This window comes from Salipaludibacillus agaradhaerens, from assembly GCF_002019735.1.
Lineage (GTDB): Bacteria > Bacillota > Bacilli > Bacillales > Salisediminibacteriaceae > Salipaludibacillus > Salipaludibacillus agaradhaerens.
This window is the reverse complement of sequence record NZ_KV917378.1, coordinates 1,271,662-1,289,376: the sequence shown is the minus strand read 5'-3', so window position 1 is coordinate 1,289,376 and position 17,715 is coordinate 1,271,662. Positions and strand designations below refer to the sequence as shown.

17 protein-coding genes and 1 pseudogene are annotated in these 17,715 nt (G+C 39.7%); 3 read left to right on the top strand and 15 right to left on the bottom strand.

Features of this window, described 5'->3' with window-relative positions; translation table 11 throughout:
- The first annotated feature begins 64 nt into the window (after window positions 1-64).
- Window positions 65-637, top strand: coding sequence for a nitroreductase family protein (locus BK581_RS06300; RefSeq protein WP_078577377.1), 573 nt, complete (start codon window positions 65-67; stop codon window positions 635-637).
- A gap of 254 nt (window positions 638-891) precedes the next feature.
- On the opposite strand, the gene BK581_RS06295 is transcribed toward BK581_RS06300, so the two are convergent.
- The 4 genes from BK581_RS06295 to BK581_RS06280 form a co-directional block, all read right to left on the bottom strand.
- Window positions 892-1,605, bottom strand: coding sequence for a P-II family nitrogen regulator (locus BK581_RS06295; RefSeq protein ID WP_078577376.1), 714 nt, complete (start codon window positions 1,603-1,605; stop codon window positions 892-894).
- Window positions 1,598-2,332, bottom strand: a complete 735-nt coding sequence (locus BK581_RS06290; RefSeq protein ID WP_078577375.1) for a DUF1538 domain-containing protein — start codon at window positions 2,330-2,332, stop codon at window positions 1,598-1,600. Before BK581_RS06290 ends, BK581_RS06295 begins: the two co-directional genes overlap by 8 nt.
- Window positions 2,329-3,021, bottom strand: a complete 693-nt coding sequence (locus BK581_RS06285) for a DUF1538 domain-containing protein (RefSeq protein WP_078577374.1) — start codon at window positions 3,019-3,021, stop codon at window positions 2,329-2,331. Before BK581_RS06285 ends, BK581_RS06290 begins: the two co-directional genes overlap by 4 nt.
- A 536-nt stretch (window positions 3,022-3,557) precedes the next feature.
- A complete protein-coding gene (locus BK581_RS06280; protein ID WP_078579874.1) occupies window positions 3,558-5,102 on the bottom strand; it encodes a peptide chain release factor 3 in 1,545 nt (514 codons plus the stop codon).
- A 197-nt stretch (window positions 5,103-5,299) separates the two neighbouring features.
- Between BK581_RS06280 and BK581_RS19890 the strand changes: the two genes are divergently transcribed.
- A complete protein-coding gene (locus BK581_RS19890; RefSeq protein WP_143709637.1) occupies window positions 5,300-5,410 on the top strand; it encodes a YjcZ family sporulation protein in 111 nt (36 codons plus the stop codon).
- 78 nt (window positions 5,411-5,488) lie between these two features.
- On the opposite strand, the gene leuD is transcribed toward BK581_RS19890, so the two are convergent.
- The 8 genes from leuD to ilvE form a co-directional block, all read right to left on the bottom strand.
- Entirely contained in the window at window positions 5,489-6,073 is a 585-nt protein-coding gene (gene leuD / locus BK581_RS06270) for a 3-isopropylmalate dehydratase small subunit (protein WP_078577372.1), read from the bottom strand.
- Window positions 6,074-6,145: 72 nt separating this feature from the next.
- The gene (gene leuC / locus BK581_RS06265; RefSeq protein WP_078577371.1) at window positions 6,146-7,561 is read right to left on the bottom strand and encodes a 3-isopropylmalate dehydratase large subunit; all 1,416 of its coding nucleotides are present in this window, start codon (window positions 7,559-7,561) and stop codon (window positions 6,146-6,148) included.
- A gap of 14 nt (window positions 7,562-7,575) precedes the next feature.
- Complete coding sequence (gene leuB / locus BK581_RS06260; RefSeq protein WP_078577370.1) at window positions 7,576-8,682, bottom strand: 3-isopropylmalate dehydrogenase; 1,107 nt, start codon at window positions 8,680-8,682, stop codon at window positions 7,576-7,578.
- A 16-nt stretch (window positions 8,683-8,698) separates the two neighbouring features.
- Window positions 8,699-10,252, bottom strand: a complete 1,554-nt coding sequence (locus tag BK581_RS06255; RefSeq protein ID WP_078577369.1) for a 2-isopropylmalate synthase — start codon at window positions 10,250-10,252, stop codon at window positions 8,699-8,701.
- Complete coding sequence (ilvC, locus tag BK581_RS06250) at window positions 10,239-11,270, bottom strand: ketol-acid reductoisomerase (RefSeq protein WP_078577368.1); 1,032 nt, start codon at window positions 11,268-11,270, stop codon at window positions 10,239-10,241. The genes BK581_RS06255 and ilvC overlap by 14 nt, the downstream gene beginning before the upstream one ends.
- Window positions 11,271-11,397: 127 nt before the next feature.
- A complete protein-coding gene (ilvN, locus tag BK581_RS06245; RefSeq protein WP_078577367.1) occupies window positions 11,398-11,919 on the bottom strand; it encodes an acetolactate synthase small subunit in 522 nt (173 codons plus the stop codon).
- Entirely contained in the window at window positions 11,916-13,637 is a 1,722-nt protein-coding gene (ilvB, locus tag BK581_RS06240; RefSeq protein ID WP_078577366.1) for a biosynthetic-type acetolactate synthase large subunit, read from the bottom strand. Before ilvB ends, ilvN begins: the two co-directional genes overlap by 4 nt.
- Window positions 13,638-14,033: 396 nt before the next feature.
- Window positions 14,034-14,948, bottom strand: a complete 915-nt coding sequence (gene ilvE / locus BK581_RS06235; protein ID WP_078577365.1) for a branched-chain-amino-acid transaminase — start codon at window positions 14,946-14,948, stop codon at window positions 14,034-14,036.
- 482 nt (window positions 14,949-15,430) lie between these two features.
- Here ilvE and BK581_RS06230 point away from each other — a divergent pair.
- Window positions 15,431-15,613, top strand: a pseudogene (locus BK581_RS06230) (SpoVR family protein); the annotation flags it as partial.
- Window positions 15,614-15,623: 10 nt separating this feature from the next.
- On the opposite strand, the gene BK581_RS06225 reads toward BK581_RS06230, so the two are convergent.
- Genes BK581_RS06225 through BK581_RS06220 form a run of 3 tightly spaced genes read right to left on the bottom strand, consistent with a single transcriptional unit; the run spans window position 15,624 to window position 17,669 of the window.
- Window positions 15,624-17,048 carry a recombinase family protein gene (locus tag BK581_RS06225; RefSeq protein WP_078577363.1) on the bottom strand — a complete coding sequence of 475 codons (1,425 nt, stop codon included), beginning with the start codon at window positions 17,046-17,048 and terminating at the stop codon, window positions 15,624-15,626.
- Entirely contained in the window at window positions 17,048-17,224 is a 177-nt protein-coding gene (locus BK581_RS20080; RefSeq protein WP_169837581.1) for a hypothetical protein, read from the bottom strand. Before BK581_RS20080 ends, BK581_RS06225 begins: the two co-directional genes overlap by 1 nt.
- Window positions 17,211-17,669, bottom strand: coding sequence for an ImmA/IrrE family metallo-endopeptidase (locus BK581_RS06220; RefSeq protein WP_245828914.1), 459 nt, complete (start codon window positions 17,667-17,669; stop codon window positions 17,211-17,213). The genes BK581_RS20080 and BK581_RS06220 overlap by 14 nt, the downstream gene beginning before the upstream one ends.
- Window positions 17,670-17,715 lie beyond the last annotated feature (46 nt).

Below are 17,715 nucleotides of genomic sequence, written 5' to 3'. Positions count from 1 at the left end.
TAGGTTGTAGCGAACATAAATAACAGTTGTTAAATCTTAATTATGTAAAAGGAGTGGTTAAATAATGGAAGATAGCCATAAAAAAAGCCAGTTAGCAGCGATAATACGTGAAAGAAGAACCATTCGAGACTTTAAGGCTGATGCTGTAGCTTTGGAAGATATTAAACGATTATTGAACGATGCAGTCTGGGCACCAAATCATGGATTTAGGGAACCATGGCGATTTATTCTCTTTCATGGTGAGGGAAGGAAAGTATTTGCTGAAGCTGTGAGTGAAGGGTCTACCCCTGAACAAAGAGAGAAATACGGAAAAAAAATGTATGACTACTATATGTTAATTCCTATTCACATTGTCGTTGTGATGGACGAAGATCCGCGCCAAAAACAATGGGAAGAAGACTTTGCTGCAACAGCAGCGCTTATTCAAAATTTCCAGCTCCTTGCATGGGAAGAAGGACTTGGAGTCGTTTGGAAAACAAATAATTACAGCTGGCATCCAAGTTTTCGCGAGCGTATAGGGGTATTGCCAGGAGAAAAAGTTGTTGGAACACTACATGTAGGTTATATTAAAACGACTCCAAAAGCCAAGGCGAGAACAGAAGCTGAGAAGAAGCTAACCATTGTTTCGGAAGCTTAAGTAAAAACTGTTTTTAGAACCATCCTCCAGTGTTGGAAGATGGTTCTATTGTTTAAAGAAAGTGAGTGCTATCCAATGTATCCCAACCTTTTTTTAATAAAATGATGAATGTTAAGGTTGAGATGAAATAAGCATGAATGATTGAATGATTTAATACAGAAAATGGCCGCTAATGTCCTAATTCACGTAACTATCAATCTGTGTGAGAAGAACGAAGACACCGACTGATTGAAGGCCCGTTTTATATAACGTTTTTAGTTATTATTAACTGTTGAATCATCCATTAAATGATGAATGCCGATTGTTTGCTCGATTGGAAGTACAAAGGAAATACCCTTTCCAGGATCGTTAATTTTCACATCTGTTTCTAATGCTGATAAAACGTCTTTTGTCTTAGATTTTTTAATAAGGGTTAGCACGACATCTTTTTCAGGCTCAATAGCAATAGATAATAGTTTGGCTTTCTCATGAATACCGCTGCCACGTCCATTAATCACTGTTCCACCTTCAGCCCCAGCTTTAGTAGAAGCATTAATGACTTTGCTTGCATCTCCTTTATTAACAATCGTGATAATGAGGTCAAATCCATCATGATTCACTGTGTCTGTCATTGTGTCAAGATCCTCCTTTTCCTTTTCTTCATATGTCATGTGAGCAATACCGATCGTTTTTTTAATATCAATAATAAACCCAATACCTTGCCCTTTTTCATTTAATTTTGCTTCTGAGGTAATACTTTCGAGCACTGAAGGTAATATATCACTGGGGACAAGATTAAGTACTAATTCTTTTTCGTAAAGGGCGTCGAGCCCGAAAATTTTTGCCCTTTCTCGGATACCACGTCCGCTGCCAAACAAAATTGTGCCACCCTCTGCTCCGGAGCTCTTAGCAGCTTTCATAATTTTTTTAGCTTTTCCCTTTTTGATTATTGTCACTAAGAGCTTATGGTCTTTTTGTACATTAGTCATTATCCAACCGCTCCTTTTGTTTATATATCAAGCCTAATATGAGTACGGATAGAATAGGTGTTAAGGCAACGAGAGCAATCATTCCAAAACCGTCCATTAACGGGTCACGGCCTTCAGTAACAGAGGCAACACCTACTGCAATCGCCATAATAAACGTGACTGTCATAGGGCCAGTGGCGACTCCTCCTGCGTCAAAGGCAATAGAAATGAACCGGTCTTTTGAGATGAAAAGCAATAAGATAGCAAGCGCATAGCCGGGGATGAGTAGCCACCATAACGGAAAACCGATGACGATTCTTATCATGGATAACGCAATTGAGACGCCAACACCTAATGATAACGTTATAAGCATAACATTTTTCGAAATAGAGCCAGATGTCACTTTTTCTACTTCATAATTTAATATACGAATGGCTGGTTCAGCAAAGGTGGCTACTAATCCAAAAAGAAACCCAAGAAAGGGTAAGAGGATAATCGTGTTATCTCGTTCTCCTAACAACTCACCGATCGCTTCACCAGCAGGGAAGAATCCAACTTCCACACCTTGTAAAAATAACACAAGGCCGACGAATGTAAAAATTAAACCGATAAATATATTCTTTAACTTGCTTTTATCTAATTTTAAAAAGAAAAATTGAAACACAAGGAAAAAAATGAGTAACGGGATTACTGCCATAGCAACTTCTATCATAACATGATCAATATTTTCAAACAGGGCACTTATCATCCAAAAATCACTCCTAATATCATGACTGAAATAATTGGCCCAATGGATGCTAAAGCGACAAGGCCAAAACCGTCACTAGTGGAGGATTTCCCTTGTAGGACAGAGGCGACTCCCACTCCAAGAGCTAATATGAAAGGCACTGTCATAGGGCCAGTCGTGACACCTCCAGCATCAAATGAAATAGGTAAGTAACTTTGAGGTGTAAAAAGTGCAAGGATAAAAACGATGCTATAGCCGCCAACTAACAAATATTTTAACGGAATACTAAAGATTGTTCTTGCCATCGCTACCGTAACAAATATCCCCACTCCAATAGCAACGGAATAGACGAGCATTAAGTTGGAAATTTCACCTTCTGATACTTGGTCAATTTGAGAGGCAAGTACACGAACATCTGGCTCAGCCACTGTCACTACAAAACCAAGTAGAAAGCCGGTAATGAGAATTAGCCACGGTTTGTTTGTCTTTGGTAAGCTAGAGCCGATTAATTCCCCAATAGGTAAAAGACCAATATGTACTCCTACTAGAAAAAGAAATAAACCGAGGCCAACCATGACAACACCAGCAAGAAATCGAATAAAAAGATCAGTAGGCAAACCTATTACAGTGTATTGTAAAATAATAATTAACAGGGCCATCGGAAGGATAGCCATCACTACTTCCTTGAGCTGTTCAAGCATGTCTCTCATTAAATCCCCCCATTATAATTATATTTGTTAAGTAAATTTTATTATGATACTAGTATTTACCCCATATTTAACATTTGTACGCATTGAAAATGTACGTATTGTTAATGTTGAATGATTTATAATTATTGGGTTTATTTGTTGTATTAACGATGTTGTGTAAAATAATGATGAGATATTATACTAGGCACAATTGAAATTTTATAGAAGAAGCCATGCATGTCTAATGAGAGGGAAATTACAAATTCTCTTCATATAAAGAGGATTTCATGATGTTTTTCTTATCTGGACTTCATATGCCTTCTTATGACGAGTAGTAAATATAATTAACTTCTCATGGGCTGTCACGCCACATTAACGTGCAAGTCCTTCTTTTTCATTATACTACAATTGACTGAATTATCAGACTTTAGAGATGGGAAAAGGTGCCCATCTTTAATATTATAAGATGAGCCCTTTTAGGGTATAATTCCATGTCTGAGGCTTTGATGAATAGCGAAGGATGAACCACATGGTCAGATTTTTTTCTTAATCATTAATTATTCAAGGATGTCCCAGCCTGAAGATAACTCAACATCTGGGTGTTTATCCGTGAACCAACGTAAGGCAAAGTCGTTTTCAAATAATAAGACAGATCGTCCTTGTTGATCATTAACAAGCATTTTCCTACTATCTGTCATGTCATCAGAGACGGTTCCCTTTGTTACCCAACGAGCAAGCTCGTGTGTCATATGATTGAATTCGATATCCACTTTGTATTCATTTTTCATACGATATTCAAAAACCTGGAACTGAAGTTCGCCTACTGCTCCGATAATATAATCTTCAAAGTAAGGTGTTTTATAAAGCTGTATGGTCCCTTCTTGGACGAGTTGCTCAATTCCTTTATGGTATTGTTTATGTTTAAGAGCATTTTTAGCTGTTATTTTTGCAAATTTTTCAGGTGGGAATTGTGGCATTTCTTCATATTGAAGAAGTTCCCCACCACCTACGATTGTATCACCCACTTGGAAGTTACCTGAATCATAGATACCTACAATATCACCTGGCATGGCTGTATCCACCGTTTCCCTATCAGATGCAAAAAAGGAGTGAGACTGATTCAGTTTCATTTTCTTACCAGTTCGTGAAAGGATCACTTCCATTCCACGATCAAATTTACCTGAACATACACGGAGAAAAGCAATGCGGTCACGATGGTTCGGATTCATATTGGCTTGTATCTTAAAGATGAATCCAGAGAACGCTTGACGTTCGGGGTCGATAAATTCTCCCGATGCTTTTCTGGGCTGAGGAGGGGCAGCAAGCTTAACGAATTGATCGAGAAATGATTGTACACCAAAATTGGCGAGAGCACTTCCGAAGAAGACCGGTGTCAATGCCCCGTTTCGAACTTTTTCTATAGAAAATTCATTTCCTGCCTCTTCAAGTAGAAGGGTTTCCTCTTCTAATGTTTCACGTTCATAATCAGCTAATGACTTATCATCAGCGAGGGGAGTAATCTCTCTCTCGTGTAAGTCATTATATTTTTCAATCGTATCATCAGAAAGGCTATATATGCCTTTTAGGCGTTTACCCATACCGACTGGCCAATTCATTGGATATGTTTCCATCTCAAGTGTCTCCTCAATTTCTGATAGGAGGTCAAGAGGTTCCTTACCTTCTCGGTCAAGCTTATTAATAAACGTTAAGATTGGAATGCCACGCATTCGGCAAACTTTAAACAGTTTTAATGTTTGCGCCTCGATTCCTTTCACACTATCGATGACCATAACTGCTGTGTCAACGGCAGTGAGAGTACGATAAGTATCTTCACTAAAATCTTGGTGGCCTGGTGTATCAAGAATGTTGATTTGGACGTCTTTATATAGTAATTGCATCACACTAGAAGTTACTGAAATACCACGCTGTTTCTCAATTTCCATCCAATCTGATGTGGCATATTTTCCAGATTTTTTACCTTTCACAGTTCCTGCACTTCTTATACTGCCCCCCAGAAGGAGAAGCTTCTCAGTAAGTGTTGTTTTACCGGCATCTGGGTGAGAAATAATAGCAAACGTTCGTCTTGGTGTATCCACAGACATCATTAACATAACCCTCTCTATCGTAAATTAATAACTCTTTTGAACTTCTATAATTAAAGTTGCTCCAATTAACTATTATAACGAAAAAGTTGAAAATTAGCTAAATGCTTTTAATGATTTTTGGAGGGGGTTCTGCCGTTCCAGTTTGTTTTAATCATCATAACGTATTAACAAGAAAAAGAAAGGAGGGGAAAAGGATGTCTTATTGCCCACCACATGATTGTAAGAAAGGACATGGAGAAGGGTTTGTGCTGCTCATTGTCCTTTTTATTCTACTTGTCATTATTGGTACGGCTTACGTTTGTTAAACGTGAAAAAACCACCGGTCTTGAAATAGATCGGTGGTTTTATATATGTCATTGCCGGTATAAAAAGTCCCCAAAAAATTATCTGTGAGTGTTCTCAAACGAACTGATTTTGTCTTGATGCGTTAGCGTTACCGCGATTTCATCCCATCCATTTAACAACATTTCTTTTAAATAGCTAGCTAGTTCAAAGGTAGCTTTGAAGCCATGATTGTCAGTAATGAGTTGGTTTTCTAAATCGACAGTCAGATAGTATTCGACACCTTCAGCGTTATTGACAAGCTCAGTTACTTTTTCTTCAGGTAACTGGATGGCTAGAATGCCATTCTTTCCACAGTTACTATAAAAAATATCGGCGTAACTAGGGGCAATAACGATTCGAAAACCGTAATCTTGAATAGCCCAGGGCGCATGCTCTCTAGAAGACCCACAGCCAAAGTTTTCACCTGCTACAAGGATAGATGCTCCTTTATAAACAGGATGGTTCAATGAGAAATCTTCACGTAGTTCACCATCTTTGTCAAAGCGCCAATTATAAAATAAAAATTGCCCAAATCCTTGTCGTTCAATTCGTTTTAAGAATTGTTTCGGAATAATTTGATCTGTATCAATGTTAGATCGATTTAAAGGGTAGACCTTTCCGGTATGCTGTTTTATAGGTTCCATCAGATGGCCTCCTGTTCTAAAAGTGAGGGAGAGGAATGATTTCCTCTAAAACGGTGTTGCTAAGACATAGTGTTAAACAGGTGTTGCATAATAATTTCTTACATCCACAAAATGACCTTCAACCGCAGCGGCAGCCGCCATTTCAGGACAGACGAGGTGGGTTCTCGCCCCTGTACCTTGTCGTCCTTCAAAATTACGATTAGACGTGGATGCACACCTTTCACCGGCTGGCACAATGTCATCATTCATGGCAAGACACATACTACAGCCTGCGTCACGCCATTCAAAGCCCGCCTCAGTAAAAATTTTGTCCAATCCTTCGTCTTCAGCTGCTTTTTTAACAGTCTGTGAACCAGGTACAACCATGGCCTTGACAGAAGAGTGGACTTTTCTACCTTCAATAATTTTAGCTGCTCTTCTCAAGTCGCTTAGTCGCGAGTTTGTACATGAGCCAATGAAAACATGATCGATTGTCACAGAAGAAATAGGTTGGTTAGCTTCAAGGCCCATATAGTCAAGTGCCCGTTCAATTTCTTCTTTTTCAGAAGGAGAGTGGGCATCTTCTGGCGAAGGAACAAGGCCACTTATAGGAATACACATACTTGGATTTGTCCCCCATGTTACTTGAGGTTCTACTTCGTGAGCATCAATTTCCACTGTAGCATCGTAATATGCGCCTTCATCCGTTTTGAGAGATTGCCAATAAGCAACAGCTTTATCGAAAGCTTTTCCTTGAGGGACGTGGCGACGGCCTTTCAAGTAGTTAAACGTTGTCTCATCTGGACTGATTAAACCGGCACGAGCACCTGCTTCAATCGACATATTACAGATGGTCATCCGCTCTTCCATCGTCAAGTTTTGGATCGCTTCACCGGTATATTCCAATACGTATCCTGTGCCAAATTTAACGCCAAATTTTGCGATAATAGCGAGTATTAAATCTTTGGCGGTGACAGCTGGGCTAAGGCGACCATTTACTTTTACATTCATTGTTTTTGGTGGTGCTTGCCATAACGTTTGCGTGGCAAGGACATGTTCTACTTCACTCGTTCCGATACCGAATGCTAAAGCACCAAATGCCCCGTGTGTAGATGTATGACTGTCACCACAAACGATTGTTTTTCCAGGTTGTGTTAAACCGAGCTCTGGTCCGATAACGTGGACAATTCCTTGATCAGGGTGATCGATATCGGCTAAAGATACACCGAACTCTTCACAGTTTGTCTTTAATGTTTCCATTTGTTTTTTTGAAATAGGGTCATTAATAATATGGCGTGCGATAGTAGGAACATTATGGTCCATAGTAGCAAATGTGCGATCTGGCCTCCGTACTTTACGTCCTTTCATGCGGAGACCTTCGAATGCTTGAGGTGATGTTACTTCGTGCACGAGCTGTAAGTCAATGTATAACAAATCTGGTTTGTTCTCTTCGCGATGAACAACATGATCTTGCCAAATTTTCTCTACAATTGTTTTTGGTTCTGGCATTTTTACTCACTCCTTCACGCATAACAGCTCATGATGCTGTTGGTGGCACTATTTGATTTTATATAATCTACGACACGTTCAGTCATTTTTTCGGTGCCGACTTTTTGACCGTCTATGATGTTTAAATCACCAGTATGGTACCCTTGCTCTAAGACATTTTGCACTGCTGATTCGACAATACGTGCTTCATTATCTAGATTAAATGAATGACGTAATAGAAGAGCGGCCGATAAAATCATCGCGAGGGGATTAGCGATGCCTTGACCAGCGATGTCAGGGGCTGAACCATGGACAGGTTCATAAAGGCCAAAGCTGTCTTCTCTTAAGCTAGCAGATGGCAACATGCCAAGTGAACCAGTAAGAACAGAAGCTTCATCACTTAAAATATCCCCGAACATGTTTTCTGTGACGATCACATCAAAGTATGATGGATTTGTAATGAGCCGCATAGCAGCTGCATCAACGAGCATATGTTCAACTGTGATATCTGGATAATTTTCTTTTTTCTCTTCTACAACTTCACGCCATAATTTACTAGATTCCAGGACATTTGCTTTATCAACTGACGTTAAATGCTTGCGTCTAATACTGGCTGCTTGAAAGGCTTTATCAACGATGCGTTCAATTTCAGCTCTTTCATAAGCAAGGGTATCTACGACAGAGTGGCCATTGTTTCGGCGTTCACTCGGTGTACCAAAGTATAAGCCACCTGTCAATTCACGGACGATGAGTAGGTCACTTCCTTTAACGACCTCTTCCTTTAATGGAGAGGCGTGTAGAAGATTATCGAAGCCTTGAATAGGGCGTAAATTGGCAAATAAATCGAGTGCTTTTCGAATGCCTAACAATCCTTTTTCTGGTCGTAAATGAGAAGGATTTTGATCCCATTTAGGTCCACCAACTGCTCCTAGCAAGACAGCATCGGCTGATTTACAGGCGGCCGTTGTTTCATCAGGAAGAGGCGTTCCATGCTCATCTATAGCACTTCCTCCAATAGCATGTGTTTCATAGGAAAATGTATGGTTGTATTCCTCTGCAATGGCATCAAGCACTTGTTTAGCAGAATCAATAACTTCTGCGCCGATTCCGTCGCCAGGCAAAAGGACAATTTTTTTAGTCATCGCTTTGTTGCCTCCTTTAATTTGATTGAGCCTGCACTACTTTGTCTTTAATAGGGTCCCGATGATAAAATGCGCGATTAACAGCATTGATGAATGCTTTGGCAGATGCCTCTAATACATCTTGAGAGGAGCCACGTCCAGACACTGAGATGCCATTAACAGTCATTTTTACATTAGCTTGTGCGAGTGCATCTCTTCCTCGGCCAATGGAGCTGAGATGATAATCGGTAAGATGGATAGTTTCTTCAATAATGTTATCAAGTGTATTGTATAAAGCCTCAACACTTCCTTGCCCAGTAGCGGCTGTTTCAACTTTCGACCCGTCAGGAGCAATTAATGCCACTGTAGCTGTGGGCAAATTGGACGAACCGTATTGGACTTGAAAGGCATCTAATTTATATTTTTTAACGTCATCTGAATGCGTTTGAATTTCGGTTAAAATAGTGAACAAATCGTCATCAGTGACTTCTTTTTTTCGATCAGTTAGTCGTTTAAAGGCTGTGAAAGCTTCTTTAAGTTTATCTTCAGAAAGCTCATAACCCAGTTGTTTAATTTTGTCACTAAAAGCGTGTTTACCTGAATGCTTACCCATCACTAAGTTATTTGATTGAACGCCAACGAGTTCAGGTGTAATGATTTCATATGTTGATGCGTTTTTAAGGACGCCATCTTGGTGGATACCTGATTCATGAGCGAACGCATTTTGACCTACAACAGCTTTATTTCTTGGTACAGCCATCCCAGTTAAATTACTTACGAGATCACTCGTTCGTTTGACTTCTTTTAAAACTAAGTTGGTGGTGTAAGGATAAAAATCTTTACGAATCGTTAGAGCAACTGCCAATTCTTCCAGAGCAGCGTTTCCTGCACGTTCTCCAATGCCATTAATTGTGCCTTCCACTTGAGTAGCACCATTTTCAATCGCGGCTATCGTATTTGCCACCGCCATGCCTAGGTCATCGTGACAATGAGCTGATAGCGTGACATTGTCGATGTTTCGAACATTTTCTTTAATATATTTAAACATTTTTCCGTATTCAGCAGGGGTCGTATAACCTACAGTATCTGGTAAATTAATGACAGAGGCGCCAGCTGCAATAACTTTCTCTATAATTTTCACTAGAAAGTCTAAGTCCGAACGAGAAGCATCTTCTGCAGACCATTCAACTTTCGGAAAATTCTGACGAGAATACCTAACCATGTCCTCAGCAAGTTGGATCACTTGCTCTGGTGTCTTTTTCAATTTGTAAGTCATATGAATAGGGGAGGTGGCAAGGAACACATGTAGCCTTGGATCTGCCCCTTCTTTAAGAGCTTCCCACGCTGTATCAATATCTGATTTTTTTGCTCTTGCTAACCCGGTAACAGAAACGTTTTTTATTTGACGGGCTATTTGTCGAACCCCTTCAAAATCCCCTTGGGAGGAAGCAGGAAAGCCTGCTTCCATCACATCAATGCCTAATCGTTCAAGCTGTTTTGCTATTTCTAACTTCTCTAGCTGATTGAGGTTGACACCGGGAGATTGTTCGCCGTCTCGAAGGGTTGTGTCAAAAATGTTAACGTGAGCCATTGGAGACCACATCCTTTTTCTTGTTGGCTTTCTCCTTTACAAAAGGCATTAGTTCGCGAAGTTCACGTCCGACCTTTTCAATTTGATGTTCGTTTTCTCTCGCATTAATAGCGTTAAATTGAGGACGGTTAGCTTGATTTTCAAGGATCCATTCTTTAGCGAATTTACCAGATTGGATATCAGTCAAGACGTCTTTCATGCGGGCTTTCGTTTCTTCATTAACAACACGTGGCCCTGAAACGAAATCTCCCCATTGTGCTGTATCTGAAATCGAGTAACGCATGCCTTCAAGACCCCCTTCATATAGTAGGTCCACAATTAATTTTAGCTCGTGTAAGCACTCGAAGTAGGCAACCTCTGGTTGATAGCCAGCTTCAGTTAATGTTTCAAATCCGGCTTTAATTAAACTTGTTGCACCACCACAGAGAACGGCTTGCTCACCGAATAAGTCTGTCTCCGTTTCTTCTTGGAAAGAAGTTTCAAGAATGCCAGCACGTCCTGCACCGACTCCTTTAGCGTAAGCTAAGGCAATATCAGTGGCTTTACCAGAGTAATCTTGATAAATACCATACAATGCTGGTACACCGGCGCCTTCTTCAAATGTACGGCGAACGAGATGACCAGGCCCTTTAGGAGCTACTAGGAAAACATCCACGTTTTCTGGAGGGACAATTTGGCTAAAGTGAATATTAAAGCCGTGTGCGAATGCTAAAGCATTGCCTTCTTCTAAATAAGGTTTAATATGTTCTTCGTAAATTTTTGGTTGATGCTCATCTGGAAGAAGAATCATGATAACATCTGCCTGTTTGGCTGCATCAGCAACTGTTTCTACTTGAACACCATCTTCAACAGCTTGATCCCACGATTTTCCTTTTCTAAGACCTACGACGACATCAAATCCGCTTTCTTTAAGATTAAGAGCGTGAGCGTGCCCTTGAGAGCCGTAGCCAATGATGGCGATTTTTTTATTTTTCAATACCTCGTCTTGAATGTTGTTGTTGTAAAGTACTTTTGTCATTGTTTCGTCATCCTTCCATTTGTCTTTTTAGAATTTTTAGGCTTTAGCCCTTAAAAAGGCAGCGAGCCTTTTTCGCGTCTAACAAGCATATTTTTAAAAGTTATATTATTAAGTAGGGAAGAGTCCCTTACTTTAATATTGAATAGGAAGTGAATTCTGTCACTTGGGGTTGGTGTCCCCGAGCGAATGCTGTGAGTCCTGTTCGGGCAATGTCTTTAATGCCATATGGACGTAATAGCTCAATGAGCGCTTCAATTTTATCTGGTTTACCAGTCACTTGAATGGCTAAACTGTCTTTACTTACATCGATAATTGACGCTCTGAAAGGTTCAATAATGCCTTGAATTTCATTACGAAGCTGTGCATTGCTTACGACTTTGATAAGTGCTAGTTCTCTAGCTACGATCGCCTTATCAGAAAGGTCGGTTACTTTTAGGACATCTATCTGTTTATTAAGTTGTTTTGTTAATTGTTCTAGCTTTTGATGATCATCTACATGGACAACAAAGGTCATTTTCGAAATGCCTTCAGTTTCCGTTCTGCCGACTGAAATACTCTCAATATTGAATTGGCGCTTCTGCATAAGGCCCGTCACGCGATTTAAAACACCGCTTCTGTTTTGAACGACAGCCGTTATGATACGTTTCATGGTTTCACTCCTATCATTTCATGGATACCTTTTCCTGGTGGGACCATTGGATAGACATTCTCTTGCTGTAAAACACGACAATCCAAGAGTACTGGCCCGTTATAGTCCATAATTTCTTTAATGCTGTCGTTAAATTGCTTCTGTGTTTCAAATTTCATACCACGAATGTTATAACTTTCAGCTAGTTTCACAAAATCAGGTTGAACGCTGACAATGGATTCTGAATAGCGTTTATCATAAAAGGCTTCTTGCCATTGTCTTACCATACCTAGTGCCCCATTATTGACAATAATTATTTTTACAGGAAGTCCTCGTTCTTGGAGGACAGAAAGCTCTTGTAATGTCATTTGAAACCCACCATCACCAACGACGGCTACGACTGGCTCTTCTGGGGCAGCTAATTGAGCTCCGATGGCAGCAGGGAAGCCAAATCCCATCGTACCTAATCCACCTGATGTGACCCACTTATTTGGTTGTGCAAATGCGTAATATTGTGCTGTCCACATTTGATGCTGTCCTACATCCGTTGTGACGATGGCGTCACCATTAGTGGCATCATGGAGTGACTTAATTAACCATTGCGGAATCATATCCTCAGACGGGTTATTATACCAAAGCGGGTAACTAGCTTTGTTTTCTTTCAGCTGAGCCATCCAAGCACCGTGATCAGGCTTTTCATTCACTTGCTTTTTCAGTTCTTCTAATGCTGCTCGAGAATCGGATACAATAGGGATATGAGTCGTCACATTTTTACCAATCTCCGCAGGGTCAATATCAATATGAGCTACCGTTGCATTTGTAGCAAAGTGCTCAAGATTGCCTGTCAGCCTATCATCAAAACGAGCGCCTATATTTATAAGAAGGTCACATTCTGATATAGCCATATTTGACGTGTAAGTGCCATGCATACCTGCCATACCAAGGAATAGTTTGTGATCCCCTGGGAAAGCACCAAGGCCTAATAGAGTAGATGTAACAGGAAGCTCATATGCCTCAACAATGTCGAGCAATAGGTCTGAAGCTTTACCATGAATGACGCCTGCACCTGTAAGAATTAATGGTTTTTTTGATTTCTTCAACGCTTCAGTTAACTTTTTAATTTGTAGCGGGTTCGGTTTAATAGTCGGCTGGTATCCTGGTAAATGGAAATCTGATTCATCTACTTTCAAACACGGATTAGCTGAAATATCTTTCGGAATATCTACTACGACAGGTCCAGGACGTCCTGTCGAGGCGATGTGAAATGCCTCTTTAATGATCCGTGGAATGTCGTAGCTGGACTGGACTTGATAGTTATGCTTTGTAATTGGTGTTGTAATCCCCATTACGTCAGCCTCTTGGAAAGCATCTGTGCCTGTAACCGATGTGGCAACTTGACCAGTAATAATTACAAGTGGCAACGAGTCCATCATAGCATCCGCAATCCCTGTGATAAGGTTAGTGGCTCCCGGCCCCGATGTTGCTAAAACGACACCAGGTCGCCCAGATACTCTTGCGTATCCTTCTGCAGCATGAATGGCACCTTGTTCATGTCGTGTTAGGATGTGTTCGAAGTCACCATCTGAACGGTATAAAGCATCGTAAATTGGTAAGACAGCTCCTCCTGGGTATCCAAAAATCGTATCTACCTTTTGCTCAATTAATGAGTCAATCAAAATATCCGCACCAGTTTTTACTGCCGTCTTCGGCTGAGTTTTAGGTTTAGTTTCCACGTTCACCTATCATCCCTCCTGTAATCGATTATGATCGTTAAAGTTGTAGCAAAATCAATAGAAAAAGACCTTTTCCTCCGTGACCTTTTCACACCATGACATATACGGCATGTAGAAGGTTCAACGGGGAGAAAAGGCCTTTACATTTTCTCGGTACCACCCGGTTTTACAATATCCTCACAGATATTGACTCATGAAGCGGCTAAAGAGCAGCTCCTTTTGATAACAGGTATGTTCAATACCTGGTTAAGCCTACTAGACATCGTCGTTCAACAAAACACTCAGGGAAGATGTCGGATTAAGCTGTATTTCCGGGCTTTCAGCAACCCCGGCTCTCTGTGAATACAGACCCTTAACCCTTTTTTCCCGTCATCGCTTTAACGGTATTTAACTGTGGTATTCTCAACTGACGATCGCTTTTCCACTGGATGAGGTAGACTCATAACAGGCGACGCCATCAGTACGAACAACTTTTCTAAATTCATTGAGTAAATGAGTTGTAATTTTTCCAGGTTTACCATCGTGAATTTGACGTCCATCCACTTCAACGACAGCGATCACTTCTACTGCTGTTCCAGTAAGGAATACTTCATCAGCCACATAGACATCATGCCTTGTAAAAGGGGCTTCTTTCATATCATAGCCATGTTTATAAGCTAGGTCCATGATTGCATTGCGTGTAATTCCTTCCAATGCACCGAGGTAAACTGGCGGTGTATAAATGACATTATTTTTAACGATAAAAATATTATCAGCAGATCCTTCTGTTACGTACCCTTGATCATTTAACATGAGGGCTTCATCAACGCCAGCTTGATTTGCTTCAAGTTTAACAAGTATATTATTTAAATAGTTTAATGATTTAACTTGTGGACTTAAGACGTCAGGTCTATTTCGCCTGCTGGCAACTGAACCGACGCGCAAGCCTTTCTGGTATAGTTCTTTAGGGAAAAGAGCGAGTGCCTCAGCTATTACAATGACTTGAGGGTTTGAGCAAAAAGTAGGATCAAGCCCAAGATTTCCCGGTCCTCGTGAGACAACAACTCGGATATAAGCAGTGTCTAGTTTATTCTTCCGGATTGTGTCCACAATAATTCGTGTTAATTCCTCCTTGTCGTATGGAATATTTAACATAATTGATTGTGCAGATTCATAGAGACGTTGGAGGTGTTCATTGAGCTTGAACACATTGCCGCTGTAAACGCGAATTCCTTCAAAAACACCGTCCCCGTATAAAAAACCATGGTCATAAACAGAGATAACAGCATTTTCTTTTTTAACGAACTCGCCTCCGAGAAAAATCCACTGGCTACTCATACCGATCACTCCTTTCTTTAAGGTTTAGACGCTTTAATTCACTAAAAACTAAAAGAGAATATTAACCTTACGATCATTTTGTTTAATGGAGGAGAGAAGCAAGAACACGACTCTCTATTAAGAAGTTAAAATGATCAAAGGTTATGAATAAAATTTTAGTTGTCATAAGGGCGATTTTTAAGAATTAATATTAGTAAATAAATATGATATTGACGCCAATATTACAGCCAAAAACGGGTAAGGTCAACAGGTATTTGTGAAAAATTCTAACATTTCAAAACTATCACACATATAGAAAGCGCTTTCTGTCTAGTGGTTGTCACTAAAAAATTAAATTTTCTGATAAATTGTAAATTTTTTTAAAGCGCTTTCATTTAAGGCGTGTATCGCGCTGATTTTCTAGCCTTGTCTGAAGTTTTCTCATCATTTTAGAAGTTTTTACATAAGTTGTATTAATTGACCGTAGAAGGAGGTAGACATATATGACGGACAATGAGGCGTTGACAAATGCCATTAATGAAATTACAGATATTGCAAAAGGATTCGGACTTGATTTTTATCCAATGCGCTATGAAGTGTGTCCAGCGGAAATTATATATACGTTTGGGGCCTATGGTATGCCTACACGATTTAACCACTGGAGTTTTGGGAAAACAAAACTTCATGAATATGAAGTCAATTCACGAAGTTCCACTTAATATCAATTTCTCCATGCTTCTTTAAAACCACCTTATCAATGACGGTTCGGAGTAACAAACTCTTTTCCTCTTCCTCTATATAATCCCATGACTCATGTATTTTTTTGATCATCCTAATAACAGACTCGTTAGACACTGGGGCAGGGGAGTCGAGCGATAAATCATCTATCTGTGTTTGTATACGTTCTCGTTCCTCTTCAAGTTTCGTAATTCGTCCACTAACAAACGATGCCTTGATTTCGCCAATTTGAATAGCTTCATACAAGTTTTCTAATCCCACGACAGTTTCTTTTAACTTTTCATTTAATTCATTTATCAAACCGGATTGATCTTCATGGGGAGTAGATGACTTTTCTATCTCTTTTTTAACTAACTCATCATCTAATGCTAAGTCCTTGATCCTCTTAATAACTTTATCTTCTATCATTTGGCGGCGGTGATAGCCAACCCAACATTTATCATTAGTTGTATCTTTGGCTCTTACATGTTGATCTTTGCACGTATAAAAATGATAGTAGCCACCTTCAGCATATTTACTTTTACGTTTAACATTAACCACGTTACCACCACAAATGCCACATTTCATTAATCCTGTCAGCAAAAACTTTCCTTTTTGAAATCTAGTGGTACGCCTTTTTTCATATTCACGTTGTACGGCCTCAAAAGTGGCAGTGTCAATGATCGCCTCGTGATTTCCGTCCACTAGTTGTTCTTTGTTTTGCAGCTTACCTGTGTACAAAACACGAGTAAGGATATCACGTACAGTAGAGTGATTTAAAACTCGTTCATTTGTTCTACTCTCAGCCCATTCAGCGATCTCTAAACGGGAGGCGCCTTTTAAATACATGGCGTACATATGCTTTACAATGCGAGCTTGTTCGTGGTTTACGGTTAATTCTTGCTTTTCCTTATCCCAATTATAACCGTATGGTATTCGACCTCCATACCACATACCTTTTGATGTCCTTGCCCGTCTACCTGCTGTCATGCGCTCAATGATCATATCTCTTTCTAACTGAGCAAATACGGCCAGTATCCCGATCATGGCTTTGCCAAGTGGGGTAGACGTGTCAAATGGCTCCGTAGCACTTTTAAAAACGCAATCGTTTTTCTCAAAGACATCTTCTAATAGATATAACACGTCTTGTTGTCGTCTGCTAAGTCGATCTAGCTTGTAAACAATCACAGCATCAACCCGTTTTTCTTCTACATGACTAACCATTCTTTTTAATGCGGGCCTGTTTAAATTTGTCCCGGTGTAGCCATCGTCAATATAAAGACTATAATCATCCCAACCTTGAGACGTACAAAAAGCAATAAGGCGTTCTTTTTGGTTGTCGATTGAGTGTCCAGACTTAACTTGTTCATCGGTCGATACACGTACATAAATAGCTATTTTCATTAGTCTTCCTCCAGATGTTCTTTTGCCAAATCTACAAAACTATCAAAGCGGCCATACTCTTTACCGTTAATCAACTTTACTTTGTCAAAGGTCGGTATCCTGTATGTGCCGTTGGCAAGTCTTTTGGGGCATGCGTCGCTTAATTTTACCCACACCTCCATTTTAGCTATATACATAGTATCTCTCCTTATCCTTATAAAAGTGGTTACTTAAATACATGTCTAGCCTTTTAGATGCAAAAGGATGATCAACATTAAACATATTTACAATATCATATGCATTATGAATAGTAAGCTTGTCCAACATAAAAGTAGGTACACAAAAATGATAAGCAAAGTTATTAGCCTGCCACTCTTGTAACTCGATAAATAGAGGATTTAAAATCGCTTGAGACCCACAGTGCCTTAGATAATGACCAACTTCATGGCCAAAATCCATCCATTGCTGTTTTTGAGATCCTTTAGATAACAAAACTTCGTTATTAAATCTAAATGGGTGTTCTTTATATTGAATTTTGACACCTATTTTGTTTGCTATAGTATGCATATCTAAGTCAGTAGGATTTTTAACTCCAATAGATTTAAATAGTTTATTTATATAATCTTCTACATGTGTATACAAACTATAACCCCCTCTTGTTAGTAGAATGTATGTTCGGTTTTTTGTT

Bases quoted from the DNA above. Each gene is read 5' to 3' on its own strand.
- BK581_RS06255 (WP_078577369.1), bottom strand. From the start codon at position 10,252: ATGGCTCACGTTAACATTTTTGACACAACCCTTCGAGACGGCGAACAA.
- ilvE (WP_078577365.1), bottom strand. From the start codon at position 14,948: ATGAGTAGCCAGTGGATTTTTCTCGGAGGCGAGTTCGTTAAAAAAGAA.
- BK581_RS06225 (WP_078577363.1), bottom strand. From the start codon at position 17,048: ATGAAAATAGCTATTTATGTACGTGTATCGACCGATGAACAAGTTAAG.
- BK581_RS19890 (WP_143709637.1), top strand. From the start codon at position 5,300: ATGTCTTATTGCCCACCACATGATTGTAAGAAAGGACATGGAGAAGGG.
- leuB (WP_078577370.1), bottom strand. From the start codon at position 8,682: ATGACTAAAAAAATTGTCCTTTTGCCTGGCGACGGAATCGGCGCAGAA.
- BK581_RS06300 (WP_078577377.1), top strand. From the start codon at position 65: ATGGAAGATAGCCATAAAAAAAGCCAGTTAGCAGCGATAATACGTGAA.
- BK581_RS06285 (WP_078577374.1), bottom strand. From the start codon at position 3,021: ATGAGAGACATGCTTGAACAGCTCAAGGAAGTAGTGATGGCTATCCTT.
- BK581_RS06280 (WP_078579874.1), bottom strand. From the start codon at position 5,102: ATGTCTGTGGATACACCAAGACGAACGTTTGCTATTATTTCTCACCCA.
- BK581_RS06295 (WP_078577376.1), bottom strand. From the start codon at position 1,605: ATGACTAATGTACAAAAAGACCATAAGCTCTTAGTGACAATAATCAAA.
- leuC (WP_078577371.1), bottom strand. From the start codon at position 7,561: ATGCCAGAACCAAAAACAATTGTAGAGAAAATTTGGCAAGATCATGTT.
- ilvN (WP_078577367.1), bottom strand. From the start codon at position 11,919: ATGAAACGTATCATAACGGCTGTCGTTCAAAACAGAAGCGGTGTTTTA.
- ilvC (WP_078577368.1), bottom strand. From the start codon at position 11,270: ATGACAAAAGTACTTTACAACAACAACATTCAAGACGAGGTATTGAAA.
- BK581_RS06290 (WP_078577375.1), bottom strand. From the start codon at position 2,332: ATGATAAGTGCCCTGTTTGAAAATATTGATCATGTTATGATAGAAGTT.
- BK581_RS20080 (WP_169837581.1), bottom strand. From the start codon at position 17,224: ATGTATATAGCTAAAATGGAGGTGTGGGTAAAATTAAGCGACGCATGC.
- leuD (WP_078577372.1), bottom strand. From the start codon at position 6,073: ATGGAACCTATAAAACAGCATACCGGAAAGGTCTACCCTTTAAATCGA.